9 protein-coding genes are annotated in these 13,832 nt (G+C 64.1%); 3 read left to right on the forward strand and 6 right to left on the reverse strand.

All coding sequences use genetic code 11. The annotated features are described in order from the left end of the window. The first annotated feature begins 143 nt into the window (after positions 1-143). Positions 144-2,669, forward strand: a complete 2,526-nt coding sequence (glgP, locus tag CCD76_RS08045; RefSeq protein ID WP_087719007.1) for an alpha-glucan family phosphorylase — start codon at positions 144-146, stop codon at positions 2,667-2,669. A 232-nt stretch (positions 2,670-2,901) separates the two neighbouring features. Here glgP and CCD76_RS08050 read toward each other — a convergent pair whose 3' ends face one another. Beyond that, positions 2,902-3,975, reverse strand: coding sequence for an NAD(P)-dependent alcohol dehydrogenase (locus CCD76_RS08050; RefSeq protein WP_087719008.1), 1,074 nt, complete (start codon positions 3,973-3,975; stop codon positions 2,902-2,904). A 319-nt stretch (positions 3,976-4,294) separates the two neighbouring features. Here CCD76_RS08050 and CCD76_RS08055 point away from each other — a divergent pair, with 319 nt between their 5' ends. Next, positions 4,295-4,711: an Hsp20/alpha crystallin family protein gene (locus CCD76_RS08055; protein ID WP_087719009.1), complete on the forward strand. Its 417-nt coding sequence runs from the start codon at positions 4,295-4,297 to the stop codon at positions 4,709-4,711. 68 nt (positions 4,712-4,779) lie between these two features. Here the strand turns inward: CCD76_RS08055 and CCD76_RS08060 are convergent, their stop codons facing one another. Genes CCD76_RS08060 through CCD76_RS08075 form a run of 4 tightly spaced genes read right to left on the reverse strand, consistent with a single transcriptional unit; the run spans position 4,780 to position 10,154 of the window. Then, the gene (locus CCD76_RS08060; protein ID WP_087719010.1) at positions 4,780-5,895 is read right to left on the reverse strand and encodes an ABC transporter permease; all 1,116 of its coding nucleotides are present in this window, start codon (positions 5,893-5,895) and stop codon (positions 4,780-4,782) included. Position 5,896: 1 nt separating this feature from the next. Next, entirely contained in the window at positions 5,897-8,617 is a 2,721-nt protein-coding gene (gene rbbA, locus CCD76_RS08065) for a ribosome-associated ATPase/putative transporter RbbA (RefSeq protein WP_087719011.1), read from the reverse strand. Further along, entirely contained in the window at positions 8,614-9,690 is a 1,077-nt protein-coding gene (locus CCD76_RS08070) for an HlyD family secretion protein (protein ID WP_087719012.1), read from the reverse strand. Before CCD76_RS08070 ends, rbbA begins: the two co-directional genes overlap by 4 nt. Further along, positions 9,687-10,154: a universal stress protein gene (locus CCD76_RS08075; RefSeq protein WP_087719013.1), complete on the reverse strand. Its 468-nt coding sequence runs from the start codon at positions 10,152-10,154 to the stop codon at positions 9,687-9,689. The genes CCD76_RS08070 and CCD76_RS08075 overlap by 4 nt, the downstream gene beginning before the upstream one ends. Before the next feature lie 99 nt (positions 10,155-10,253). Between CCD76_RS08075 and CCD76_RS08080 the strand changes: the two genes are divergently transcribed. After that, positions 10,254-13,088: a cation-translocating P-type ATPase gene (locus CCD76_RS08080; protein ID WP_256961207.1), complete on the forward strand. Its 2,835-nt coding sequence runs from the start codon at positions 10,254-10,256 to the stop codon at positions 13,086-13,088. A 152-nt stretch (positions 13,089-13,240) separates the two neighbouring features. On the opposite strand, the gene CCD76_RS08085 is transcribed toward CCD76_RS08080, so the two are convergent. Continuing rightward, entirely contained in the window at positions 13,241-13,705 is a 465-nt protein-coding gene (locus CCD76_RS08085; protein ID WP_087719015.1) for a universal stress protein, read from the reverse strand. Between the last annotated feature and the right edge of the window lie 127 nt (positions 13,706-13,832).

Raw genomic sequence — 13,832 nt, forward strand, 5'->3', positions numbered from 1 at the left:
ATTGATCCCGGTCAAGCCGTGGCACCGAACAGCGGTATACCTTCCGACAGGTGGCTATCCACATCCTCCGGGGCGACCATCGACCCGACAATGGCGGCGTTCCGTATCGAGCATATCGGTTCGGCAGTGAAGGAGCATGCACCGTGACATCACCGTACGAACTGCCTGGGGCGGCCATCGAGGGCTTCGATACCTTGGTCGAGCTGGCACTGGATCTGAGCGGGACGTGGAAGCATGCCACCGACAGGATCTGGCGGGAGCTGGATACCACCCTCTGGAACCTGACACACAACCCCTGGGCGGTGCTGCAGGCGGTATCGCGCGAGAAGCTCGCCCGGACGCTGGCCGATCCGGAATTTCGAAACCGACTGGAGCAGCTGGCACGCCGCGACCGCGAGCAGCACGGTCTTCCCAGCTGGTTCGAGCAGAGTCACCCCAGGGCGCCTTTCACCGCTGTGGCCTACTTCAGCATGGAGTTCATGGTCAGCGAAGCACTGCCGATCTATTCCGGCGGGCTGGGTAACGTGGCCGGCGATCATCTCAAGGCAGCGAGTGATCTCGGCGTTCCCATCATCGGTATCGGACTGCTCTATCAGCAGGGCTATTTTCGCCAGCTGATCGACAGCGACGGTAGGCAACACGCGCTGTATCCCTACAACGACCCCGGGCAGCTGCCCATCACGCCGCTGCGCACCGCGAATGGCGAATGGCTGCGCCTGCAGATCGTGCTGCCGGGCTACTCGGTATGGCTGCGGGCCTGGCAGGCCCGCATCGGGCGGGTGACGCTCTATCTGCTGGACAGCAACGACGTCGCCAATTATCCCGCCCACCGCGGCATCACCAGCGAACTCTATGGCGGCGATGCCGAGCTCCGGCTCAAGCAGGAGATGGTGCTGGGCATCGGCGGCTGGCGCTTGCTCGAAGCCCTCGATCTCCATCCGCAGGTCTGTCATCTCAACGAGGGGCATGCGGCGCTGGTCGTGCTGGAACGGGCGCGCAGCTACATGCAGCGCACCGGCACCGACTTCAAGACGGCACTGACCATTACCCGTGCCGGCAATCTCTTCACCACCCATACCGCGGTCGCCGCCGGTTTCGACCGGTTTTCTCCCGCGCTGATCGCGCAGTACCTGCAGCACTACGCCGAAGAGAAATTGAAGATTCCGCTGGCCGAGCTGCTTGCGCTGGGGCGTAGCCGCTCGGGGGAGGATGACGAGCCCTTCAACATGGCGTGGCTTGCCTGCCGGGGCAGCGGCTTCATCAATGGTGTTAGCCAGCTGCATGCCAGGGTCAGCCGTCACATTTTCCAACCGCTGTTTCCCCGTTGGCCGACGCCGGAGCTGCCCATCGCTCACGTCACCAATGGCGTCCACATGCCGAGCTGGGATTCGGCGCCGGCCGACGCGCTCTGGACCCGAGCCTGCGGCAAGGAGCGCTGGCTGGGGTGCAGCGAGCCGCTGGCGATGAGCATCCGTCACCTCGATGATGCCACCCTGTGGCAGTTTCGGACCGAGGCCAACCGGGAGCTCGTCGAGCAGCTTCGTGAGCGCCTGGCACACCAGCTGGCGACGGCTGGCGCAACGCCGGAGGCCATCGAGAGCGCCCGGCAGGTGTTCGAACCGCGGATCATGATGCTGGGCTTCGCCCGACGCTTTGCGACCTACAAGCGCCCCAACCTGCTGCTTCACGATCCGCAGCGCCTGAAGGCGTTGCTGACCCACCCCGAACGCCCGATGCAACTGGTGCTGGCCGGCAAGGCACATCCGGCGGACAGGACGGGGCAGGCGTTGATCCAGCAGTGGGTGCGGTTCATTCGGGAGGAGAATGTCGGCCATCGGGTGGTGTTCCTGGCCGACTACAACATGCAACTGACCGAACAGCTGGTGCAGGGCGTCGACGTATGGCTCAACACCCCGCGGCGTCCGTGGGAGGCCTGCGGCACCAGCGGCATGAAGGTGTTGGTCAACGGTGGGCTCAATCTCTCCGAGCTGGATGGCTGGTGGGCCGAGGCGTACGCCCCCGAGGTGGGGTGGGCGCTGGGCGACGGCCGCGAGCACGCGGACGACCCCGGCTACGATGCCCAGGAGGCCGAAGCGCTTTATCACTTGCTCGAGCACGAGGTGATGCCCGCCTTCTATACACGCAATGAAGCGGACATCCCGGTGGGCTGGGTGGCACGCATGCGCGAGAGCATGGCACGGCTGACGCCGCTGTATTCCACCAACCGATCGCTTCCCGAGTATGTCGAGCGGTACTACATTCCCCTGGCCGAAGCCTGGCGTGACCGGACGGCCGATGACGGCGCCCGGGGACGCCGGATCGTGAATCGTCGCCGGCAACTGGATCGGTACTGGTCCGAAGTCGCCTTCGAATCGGTGGAGACGGAAAGCGATGGTCATCAGCATCGATTCCGGGCACGCGTCCGGCTGGGCGAGCTCGCTCCGGAGGCGCTTCTGGTCGAGCTCTATGCCGATGGCGTCAGTGGAGGGGCCGCTATTTGCCAGCCGATGGCCCACAACGTGAAATTTTCTCGCAGCGGCGAGGCGATCTACGAAACCCGGATCACCAGTTACCGGCCGGTGACCGATTTTACCGTGCGGCTGCGTCCTGCACCCATCGACCTGATCAGTATCCTCGAAGAACCCCGGGTACTGTGGCAGGGCGGCTAGGCTTTGTCTGAAAACTGCCTGCGCTCGGCCATACGGCGTTAAAAATCGGCTCAAAGTACTCATTTACACCGCGTAAACTCCGTCTTTTCACCGATTTTTGCCTTGTCTGACCTTCGCTCGACGACTCTTCAGACAAAACCTAGGGAATTCGGATAGAAAAGAAGCGATGAAATGCCCGGCTCATCGCTTGATGGCGTTGCGATAGGGCGTTGCGATAGAGCCGGGCCGACCGTCATGGCGTGATGGCGACCTTCAACACCCCGTCACGCTGGTGCGCGAACAGGTCGTAGGCCTCGACGATGTCGTCCAGGGCATAGCGGTGGGTGACCAGCGAGGCGGTATCGATCCGGCCAGCCTTGACGACGTCGAGCAGCCGGCGCATGCGCTCCTTCCCGCCCGGGCACAGGGACGTGACGATGCGATGATCGCCGAGACCGGCGCAGAAGGCGTCGAGCGGAATGGTCAGATCCCCGGAATAGACGCCGAGACTGGAGAGCGTGCCGCCGGGCTTGAGCACCCGCAGGGCGGCCTCGAAGGTGGTCTGGGTGCCCAGCGCCTCGATGGCGGCATCGACGCCACGACCGCCGGTCAGGCGAAGGATTTCGCTGATGATATCGACCTGGTGGAAGTTCAGCGTGATGTCGGCGCCCATGTGGCGAGAGATATCCAGCCGCTGATCGATACCGTCGACGACGATGATGCAGCTGGCGCCGCGCAGCCGGGCGCCGGCAGTGGCGCAGAGTCCGATCGGGCCCTGGGCGAAGATCGCGACGGTATCCCCGATGCCGATATTGGCGCTTTCGGCCCCGACGAAGCCGGTCGACATGATGTCGGGACACATCAGCACCTGTTCGTCGCTGAGCCCGTCCGGAATCGGGGCCAGATTGGCCTGGGCATCGGGCACCAGCGCGTACTCGGCCTGCACCCCGTCGATGGTATTGCCGAAACGCCAGCCGCCCATCGGCTTGTAGCCGTGGCCCTGGCAGCCACCATCCTGCGCCGGATGGCCGCCCTGGCAGGCGTAGGAGGTGAAGCCGGGGCAGATCGCGCCGGCGATCACCCGCTGCCCCACGTGATAGCCATGCACGTTGTCGCCCAGCTCCACGATGGTGCCTACCGGCTCATGGCCGATGGTCAGTCCGGGCTTGACCGGATATTCGCCCTTCATGATGTGCACGTCGGTACCGCAGATGGTGGTGGTCGTGATGCGCAGTAAAGCGTCATTGGGGCCGATGGGGGGTATCGGCTTTTCGGTCAGCTCGATGCGACCGGGCTCGACATAGATGGCGGCTTTCATCGTGGACATGACTGTCTCCTTCGTCTGGTGGACGCTATCCGGTAATGACCATGGTGACGAAATCAGTATCCGCCGGATTCCAGCCAGTGACTTGATTCAGATCAAGCTTGAATAGGTCGATAGGGAGCGGTGGGTTTGAAGCAATTTTTTTACTGATGAATATCAATTATTTGCGGTATTTATCGTTCGCGGAAGGTGTCACGGGCGAAGCGATCGGCTCGCTTTCTTCGAGAACCTTGACCCAGGTCAAGCTCGAATTCGTGCAGCGGTACACACTGATATCCGGCTTCGGCCATTGTCATCGTCTTGAACAGGGAGCGCACAAGCCATGGAACTCACCACCTGGAATCCTTTCAACGAAATGGAAGCCTTCTTCGATCGCTACAACCGCAATCGTCCGGCGACATCCCGCGATGTCTGGGCACCGACGGTGAATATCAGCGAGACGGAAAAGGAGTACCTCATTACGGCGGAACTGGCGGGGATCGACAGCAAGGATGTCGAGATCACCGTGCAGAATAACGTGCTGACGCTCAGGGGCGAGCGGCACGACACGAAAGAGAGTAAGGACACCAAACGCCATCTGATCGAAACCAGCTTTGGTCGCTTTTCGCGCAGTTTCTCGCTGCCATCCGATGTCATCGAGGAGCGAATCAGCGCCAAGGGCAAGGACGGCATGTTGACCATTCACGTGCCGAAGGCGGAGATCGCCCCGGCCAAGAAGATCACAGTGAAGGCGGAATGAGCAGGAAGCTCTAGAGAGCGCAGGATTGCCGCATCGTCGAGCAGGCGATGCGGCTTTTTTTCGTGGTCTCAGGCAAGCGAACGGCGCAACCGGAGCAGGGCGACGAGGAAAAAGGCCGTGCCGATCAGGGACAGCGCCAGGAGTTGTGGCCAGACGGTTTCCAGGCCGGCATCACGGAACAGGATGTTCTGCCCGAACTCCACGAAGTGGGTGGTCGGTGTCAGCAGCATGATGTTCTGCACCGTCTCCGGCATGCTCTCCCGCGGGGTCATCCCGCCTGACAGAACCCGCAGCGGAATCAGCGTCAGGATGATCAGCAATCCCAGCTGTGGCATCGAGCGGGAGACGGTACCGAAGAAGATGCCCATCGAGGTGGTGGCGAACAGATGCAGTATCGTGCCAGCCAAGAATAGCGTCATCGAGCCTTGCAGCGGTACGCCCAGCCAGTCACCGACGACGAAGCGCAGCGACAGGAGAGCGGCCACCAGCACCACCAGCCCCATCGACCACACCTTGGCCGCCATGATCTCGAACGGGGTCACCGGCATTACCAGCAAATGCTCGATGGTGCCGTGTTCGCGTTCGCGAATGAGCGCCGCGCCGGTCAGGATGATCGACAGCATGGTGATCTGGTTGATGACCTCGTTGACGGCGCCGAACCAGGATTGAGTGAGATTGGGGTTGTATCGGGTGCGGATTACCGCCTGCACGGGCTGTGCCGATGGCATGTCGCTATGCTGCAGGAATGATGCGACCTCGTCGTCGATGATCTGCTGGATGTGTCCGGCGCCGGTGAAGGCCTGGCTGATCTGGGTGGCATCGACATTCAACTGGATCGAGGGCTGCCGGCCGCGTAGCAGGTCCTGCTGGAAGTCGGGCGGAAAGTCGAGGGTGAAGGTATAGCGCCCCTTGTCCATGCCGATGTCCATGTCGGCATGGTCGGTCAGCACCGGTTCGAGGAAGTAGGGCGCCTGGAAGGCGTCGATGATGCGTTGCGTGATGGGCGAGCGATCCTCGTCGACCACCGCGATACTGGCCCGATGGGGCGTTTCCGGAATGCCGTTGGCGCTGGAGTAGACGCTCAACGTGAAGGTGTAGGCGATCAGCAGGAGCATCGCCGGATCGCGTGCCAGGGTGCGCAGCTCCTTGATGCCCAGTTGCAGGATATTCGATAGCGTACTCAACTCATTTTTCCTGCTTCTTCAGGCCGGCCACGCTGGCCAGCAACAGCAGCGGAGACGTGACCAGCAGCGCCAGGAAACTCGGCCATAGCTCGGCGGCGCCGAGCGCCTTGGAGAAAATGCCGCGAGTGATGATGAGGAAGTGACTGGTCGGGTAGAGATGACCGATGACCGCGGAAGCGCCTTCCAGGGCGGAGACGGGATACAGCAGGCCCGAAAACTGGATCGCCGGGACGACGGTGCCGATGGCCGTGCCAAACACGGCGGCAATCTGGCTGTTGAACAGAGCCGAAACCAGCAATCCGAAGCCGGTGGCGCAGAACACGTAGAGCAGGGCCGCCACGCTGAGCATCGGCAGGCTGCCCTTGAGCGGCACGCCGAAGACGAAGACCGAGAGCAGTACCAGCAGGAAGAAGTTGAGCATTCCCATGACCACGTAAGGCAGCTGCTTGCCGAGCAGGAACTCCAGGCGGGTGACCGGGGTGACGTAGAAGTTGGTGATCGAACCCAGCTCCTTCTCCCGGACGACGCCAAGAGCGGTGAGCATGGCCGGGATCATCATCAGTAGCAGCGGAATCATCGCCGGCACCATCGCCGGCAGGCTTCGCACGTCCGGGTTGTAGCGGTAGCGCAGAGCGACCTCGACCGGCCGGCTGTCGTCGTTGCCGGAGGCCTGGGCCAGTTGCTGCAGATAGGTGGCATGGATTCCCTGCACATAACCGATGATGGTCTGGGCCCGGCTCGGCATCGCCCCGTCGACCCAGAATGCGACCTGGGGCGAGGCGCCACGCTTGAGATCGCGTCCGAACCCGGGCGGAATCTCCACCGCGAGGCTGATCTCGCCTCGACGCAGGCGCTCGTCCATCTCTTCGTAGCTCTGCAGGGGCGCCTTCTCCTTGAAATAGCGCGAGCCCGAAAGGTTGAGGACGTAGTTGTCGCTGGTGGTGGTCCGGTCGCGATCGAGCACCGCAAAGGAGAGGTCCTCGACATCCATGTTGATGCCGTACCCCATGATGAACATCAGAATCAGGGTGCCTGCCAGGGCCAGGGTGGCGCGGATCGGGTCGCGCCGCAATTCCATGCTCTCGCGCCGGGCGTAGCTCGATAGCCGACGCCAGCTGAAACGAGGGGGAGTGCCCCTGGGCGCCGTTGCGGCTGCGACGGTGATGCTCTCGTGCACCGCCGGGGGAGCCGCCGCCTCGCTGGCGTCCTTGAGATAGTCGATGAAGGTCTGTTCCAGGTTGTCGTGCCCGCGCCTGGCCATCAACGCCCGGGGCGCGCCGCTGTCGAGTACCTTGCCGGCGTGCATTAATGAAATGCGGTCGCAGCGCAGCGCTTCGTTCATGAAATGGGTGGAGATGAAGATCGTGACGCCATCTTCGCGCGACATCCGCACCAGCAGTTCCCAGAAGCGATCGCGGGCCACCGGATCGACCCCGGAAGTGGGCTCGTCGAGAATCAGGATTTCCGGCTCGTGCAGCATGGCCACGGCCAGGGAGAGACGCTGGCGGATACCTAGAGGCAGGCTGCCCGGCAGTTGCCCCTCGACACCCTGCAGCTCGAACTGTTCCAGCAATTGCCGGCGACGGGTGGCGTGTCGCTGTGGCGGAAGGCGAAACAGCCGCGCGTGCAGGTCGATGTTCTGGCGCACCGTCAGCTCGTTGTAGAGCGAGAACGCCTGCGACATGTAGCCGACCCGACGCCGGGTTTCGATATGCTCGGGGGCGACCGGCTGTCCGAACAGCTGCGCCTGCCCCTCGTCGAAGGGCAAAAGGCCCGTCAGCATCTTCATGGTGGTGGTCTTTCCGCAACCGTTGGAACCCAGGAAGCCGAAGATCTCCCCGCGCTCGATGCGGAAGTCCACGTGATCCACGGCGGTGAAGTCGCCGAAGCGCTTGGTCAGACCGTGCGCTTCGATCGCCACCTCGTCGTGGGCCTTGCGGGGCGGGATCTCGAGATCGGTATGTCCCGATCGCTTCTCCGCAGGCAACAGCTGGATGAAGGCGGCCTCCAGCGAATCGCATCCCGTCCGTTCGAGCAGCGTCGCGGGCGCGCCCTGGTCGAGCACCTTGCCGGCGTCCATTGCGATCAGCCAGTCGAAGGCCGAGGCCTCGTCCATGTACGCGGTGGCGACGATCACGCTCATCCGGGCCTGCTGGTGGCGTATCCGGGCGATTAGTTCCCAGAACTGGCTGCGCGACAGCGGATCGACCCCGGTGGTGGGCTCGTCGAGGATCAGCAGGTCGGGATCGTGGATCAGCGCACAGCAGAGCCCCAGCTTCTGCTTCATGCCGCCGGAGAGCTTGCCCACCGGGCGCTCGGTGAATCTCTCCAGCCCGGTGCTGGTCGCCAAGTCGTGGATACGCCGCTCGCGCTCCTCGGCATCCTGGCCGAACAGCCGGGCGAAGAACTCGAGGTTCTCGCGCACGCTGAGCGTGGGGTAGAGATTCCTGCCCAGCCCCTGGGGCATGTAGGCGATGCGCGGGCCGGTCACGCGGCGCTGGGTGGCGCTGGCCATGTTCGCGCCGAGCACCTGGACCTGCCCCGACTGGATCCGCCTGGCCCCGGCGATCAGCGCCAGCAGGCTGGACTTGCCGACTCCGTCCGGGCCGATCAGGCCCACCATGCGGCGGGCGGGAATGTCGAGCGTCAGCGCCTCGAGGGCCGTGCGCTTGCCGTAACGCAGGGTGACCCCCGACAGCGCCGCGACCGCGTTGGCACTCATCGGGAGACGTTCACGCGCAGTGCTTCCGGCCATTCGGCCGCCGGGTCCAGCTTCAGGTAGGCTTCGCCGGGCAACCCCGTCTTCACTTGGCGGATGTGTTCGCGCAGTAGGTCGGAATCGATACGGGCGCGGATGCGGAACATCAGCTTTTCCCGTTCGCTTTCGGTCTCTACCGTCTTGGGGGTGAACTGCGCTTCGCTGGAGACGAAGCTGATCCGGGCCGGCAGCACGTAGTCGGGCAGCGCATCCAGAATCAGATGAGCGTCGTCGCCCGGCGCGACCCGCCCGGCCTGGCTGGTGGGCAGAAAGAACGTCATGTAGACGTCGGTCAGGTCGATCAGGTTGAGCACCTTGCCGCCGGCCGCCAGCACCTCGCCGGGTTCGCTCACGCGATATTGCACCCGGGCCAGCCGGTCGGAGCGCAGCAGACTGTCCTCGATGTCCGACTGGACGCGCTCGACGTTGGCCTGGGCCGCGTCGATTGCCGACTGGGCTTCGATCACCTGGGAGCGGGCCGCTGCCACGCTGGCCCGGGCCGCCGCCACCTCCGCCTGGGAGGCCGACAGCGCAGCGCGGGCGCTCTGCATCGTCGCACGGTCGTCGTCCACTTGCTGATACGAGATCACGTGGCGCTGAAGCAGCGCGCTGGAGCGCTCGAAGCGTTTGCGGGCGGCGTCGAGCTCGGCTTCACGCTGATGCACCGTCGCTTCGGCGGCTGCCTGGTGACTCTCGTTCTGGGCCACGCCGGCACGGGCGGTCTGCAAGGCGTTGCGGCTGCGCTGCAGCTCGGCCTCGGCCTGGCGTCGCTCGGCTTCCAGACTTCGGGTATCCATGCGCGCCACCACCTGATCCGGTTCGACGAAGTCGCCCTCGTTGACCAGGATCTCCGCCACCCGTCCTGCGAGCTTGGTGGCGACGTCGATCTCCGTCGCTTCGATGCGGCCGTTACCGCGGGCGAAGGCATCGTCCAGCATCTCGGGCTGGAGCCAATACCAGAGCGTGACGCCAGCGAGGAGGAGGGCGGTGCCGATGACCAGCCAGCGCAGGATGGCAAAGGGGAACGGATGTTTCATGCGCCTGTGTGCGGCTGGCCATGAACGCTGATGACCGTGCACCCGGCGACATGACTGACCTTGTGCGAGACGCTGCCGACCAGCAAGCCTTTGATGTCACTGAGTCCCCGGCTGCCCATGACGATGGCGTCGACACCGAGTCGCTCGGCTTCCTCGATGATGACCTCCGCCGGGGAGCCCAGACGCAGCAGGGTCCGTACGCCGTCTTTCGGCGCGCCGTCCGGCATGAGCGCCACGGCACCATCGAGAATGGCGCGCCCTTCCTTTTCGGCGTTGTCGTTGACGGCTTCCCTCACGATCTGCTGCACCCGATAGTCGCCGCCGTATTGCATCGGTTCGAAGGGCTCGATCACGGTCAGCAGATGGATCGTGCCCTGGGCCGGTTCGGCCAGTCGACAGGCGACTCGTAGCGCAGCCTGGGCGTAGTCGGAACCATCGACGGGAACCAGCAGTGACCTGAACATGGCTTCTACCTCGCGGTTGGCAATGGGATGTCGACTGTGTATGGCGAGGTTATCGGACTGGTCGGCGGGCAGATTTGACCGGCATCAAGAAAGTATCGAATGGCCGGGGATAGGCTGAGCGGCAATGATCGCACCCGCGCGATCATGCCTGAATCCCGGGTATCCGACCCGAGGGTCGGCCCTTCGGGAGAGGCAGTGATGGAGCCCAGACAGTGGCATACCCTGGCCACGGACAGGGTGTTGAGCGAGCTGGATTCGGCCATGACCGGATTGAGCAGCGACCAGGCAGCTGTCCGTCTGCGCAGCGACGGGGCAAACCGGCTGCCGGCGCCCCCGAAGCGCAGCCTGACCAGGCAGTTCCTTTCCCAGTTCCACAACGTATTGATCTACGTGCTGCTGGGGTCGGCGCTGATCACGACCCTGCTCGGCCATGTCGTGGATACGGCGGTCATCCTTGCCGTCGTCGTCATCAATGCTGTCATCGGCCTGATTCAGGAGCATCGTGCCGAGCGGGCGCTGGCCGCCATCCAGGAGCTGCTGGCACCGTACGCGACGGTGCTGCGCGACGGCGGGCGATGCCGGGTGAAAGTCGAGACCCTGGTGCCCGGGGACATCGTGCTGCTGGAAGCCGGGGATCGGATCCCTGCCGATCTGCGGCTGCTGCAAAGTCATGGGCTGAGCATTCAGGAATCGATGCTCACCGGCGAATCGACGGCGGTGGAAAAACATACCGACCCGGTTCCCGTCTGGGCGGAGCTGGCCGAACGCGGCTGCATGGCCTTCGGTGGCACGCTGGTGGTCGGCGGTCAGGGGATGGGCGTCGTGGTGGCGACGGGTATCGCCACCGAGATGGGCCGGATCAGCCGGCTGCTGGCCCATGTCACGCCCAGGACCACGCCGCTGGTCAGGCAGATGAATAGCTTTGCCCGCTGGCTGACGCTGATCATTCTGGTGCTGGCGGCTGCCGTGATGGCGCTGGGCCACTTCCTCTGGGATTACCCCTTCGGCGAGCTGTTCACCGCTGTCGTGGGGCTGTCGGTGGCGGCGATTCCGGAAGGGCTGCCGGCGGTACTGACCATCACGCTGGCACTGGGAGCCCAGGCGATGGCGCGGCGCAATGCCCTGATACGTCATCTGCCGGCGATCGAGACGCTGAGCAGTGTCTCCGTCATCTGCACGGACAAGACCGGCACGCTGACGCGCAACGAAATGGTGGCCACCGAGCTTGTGACCGTGGACGAGCGCTTCAGCATCGACGGCGTGGGGTACGGGCCGGATGGCGAGATCCGGGGGGTTACGCCGATGGATCTCCGAGCCAGCCTGCGGCTGCAGGAATTGGCGTGGGTCGCGGTACTGTGCAACGACGCCGCGCTGCAGCACAGCGACGGTATCTGGCGGGTCGAGGGTGATCCGATGGAGGGCGCGCTGCTGACCCTGGCCGCACGAATGGGGATGAGTCGCCCCGACGCACAGCGGTGCTGGGTACGCACCGACGTATTGCCGTTCGATGCCGAGCACCGCTACATGGCGACCCTGCACCACGATCACGAGCGTCACGCCCGCCTGTTCATCAAGGGCGCCCCGGAGCGGGTGCTGGCGATGTGCAGCCGAGTTCGCACCGCCGATGGCGGAGAGGCGATACTGGACCACGCCTGGTGGCATGCGCAGGTCGAACAGTTGGCTAGCCGTGGCCTGCGAGTGCTTGCCCTGGCGACGCGCAGGGTGCCGGTCTCGCAGACCGTGCTTTCCCGCGCCGATGTGGAAGGCGGCATCATTCTGCTGGGGCTGGTCGCCATGATGGACCCGCCGCGCCCGGAAGCCGTGGCCGCCATTGCCGAATGCCGGCGTGCGGGGATCGGTGTGCGCATGATCACCGGCGATCACGCTGCCACGGCGGCGGCCATTGGGCAGATGATCGGGCTGGAGCGCACCCGGCGGGTCATCACCGGTGCCGAACTGGAGGCGATGAGCGACGACGAGCTCAGCGCGGCGGCAATGGAAACGGATGTCTTTGCCCGCACCAACCCCGAGCACAAGCTGCGGCTGGTCATGGCGCTGCAGGCGCGAGGCATGACCGTGGCGATGACCGGCGACGGCGTCAACGATGCCCCGGCGCTCAAGCGTGCCGATGTCGGCATCGCCATGGGGCGCAAGGGCAGCGAAGCGGCGCGGGAGGCGGCCGATATCGTGCTGGCCGACGACAACTTTGCCTCTATCGTGGCGGCGGTGCGTGAAGGCCGCAACGTCTACGACAAGATCGTACGGGTGATCGCCTGGACCTTGCCGACCGATGCGGGCGAGGCCGTCACCATCGTGACGGCGCTGCTGTTTGGCATGGTATTGCCGGTCACGCCGGTGCAGATTCTCTGGGTCAACCTGATCACGACCGTCACGCTGGGTCTTGCCCTGGCCTTCGAGTCCGGCGAGACGGGCGCGATGCAGCGTCCGCCACGCTCGCCCGATGCGCCGCTGCTGGGGCTGGCCTGGCTATGGCATATCGGGCTGGTGACGGCGCTCTTTCTGCTGGGCACGTTCGGTATCTACGCCTGGGCCATCGAGCGGGGCCACGACATCGCTCTGGCGCGCACCATGGCGATGAATACCCTGATCGCGATGGAAATCAGCCACCTGTTCTTCATCCGCAGCATTCACGACTCGGCCTTCAGCCTGCGGATCCTGCGCGGTACCCGGGCACTCTGGGTGGCCATCGGCATCGTCGTGGCGTCGCAGGCCGCCATGAACTGGCTGCCACCGATACAGGCGGTGTTCGAGACCCGCACCATTCCGCTCTTCGACGGGGTGGCGATTCTTGCCGTGGGCGTGTTGCTGCTGCTGGCGGTGGAGACCGAAAGACAACTGCGGCGCAAACTCAAGGCGGGGCGGCGTGACGCTCCTCCGCCTTCCCCATCCGATGGCCAGGAGGCCATGCGCTGACCGATGCTGAACTTCGACCATTGCTGGCAAACGCTGGATGTCGCGGGGGCCGTGCCGGTCTGGCAAACGTCGGGCTGTTTGGCATTATTGGCGCCCGACGTTGCAGAGTAGAAGGAGGAAGAAGAAGTAGGAGAAGAAGGAGGAGATAAAATCTACCCGGCGTGACGCTGATGGATGCTGATGACCATGCAATGGGCGACATGAGTGACCTTGTGCGACACGCTGCCGACCAGCAACCCTTTGATGTCACTAAGCCCTCGGCTACCCATGATGATGGCATCCACCTCGAGTCGCTTGGCTTCCTCGATAATCACCTCGGCTGGCGAGCCTTGCTTGACCAGGGTATCGAACTCGTTTTCGTAGCCTGGCATGGAGGTAATCTCTTTCAGCGCCTCCGCGATGATCGCTTCTCCCTCCTTTTCGGCGAGCTCCACCGAAACTGCCTTGATCGCGGCCGCGACGGTCAACATTTCACCCTGATAGAGATCCGGATAGGGATCGCGCACGTTCAATACATGGATCTTGCCTTGAACCGGGGCCGCCAGTTGACAGGCGACCTTGAGCGCAGCGTAGGAGTCTTCCGATCCATCGATCGGGACCAGCAGTGAGTTGAACATGGCGCGTACCTCGCAGAGGGCGATGGATTACGAACTTGGCTTGCTCGAGTCAAGTTATCCGCTCGACCACCCTCCGGCTTGACCTGTATCAAGAAAGGATCGAATAGCCGATGGCGGACGTACTGCC

The sequence above is a fragment of the Salinicola salarius genome (assembly GCF_002179555.1).
GTDB classification, from domain to species: domain Bacteria; phylum Pseudomonadota; class Gammaproteobacteria; order Pseudomonadales; family Halomonadaceae; genus Salinicola; species Salinicola salarius_A.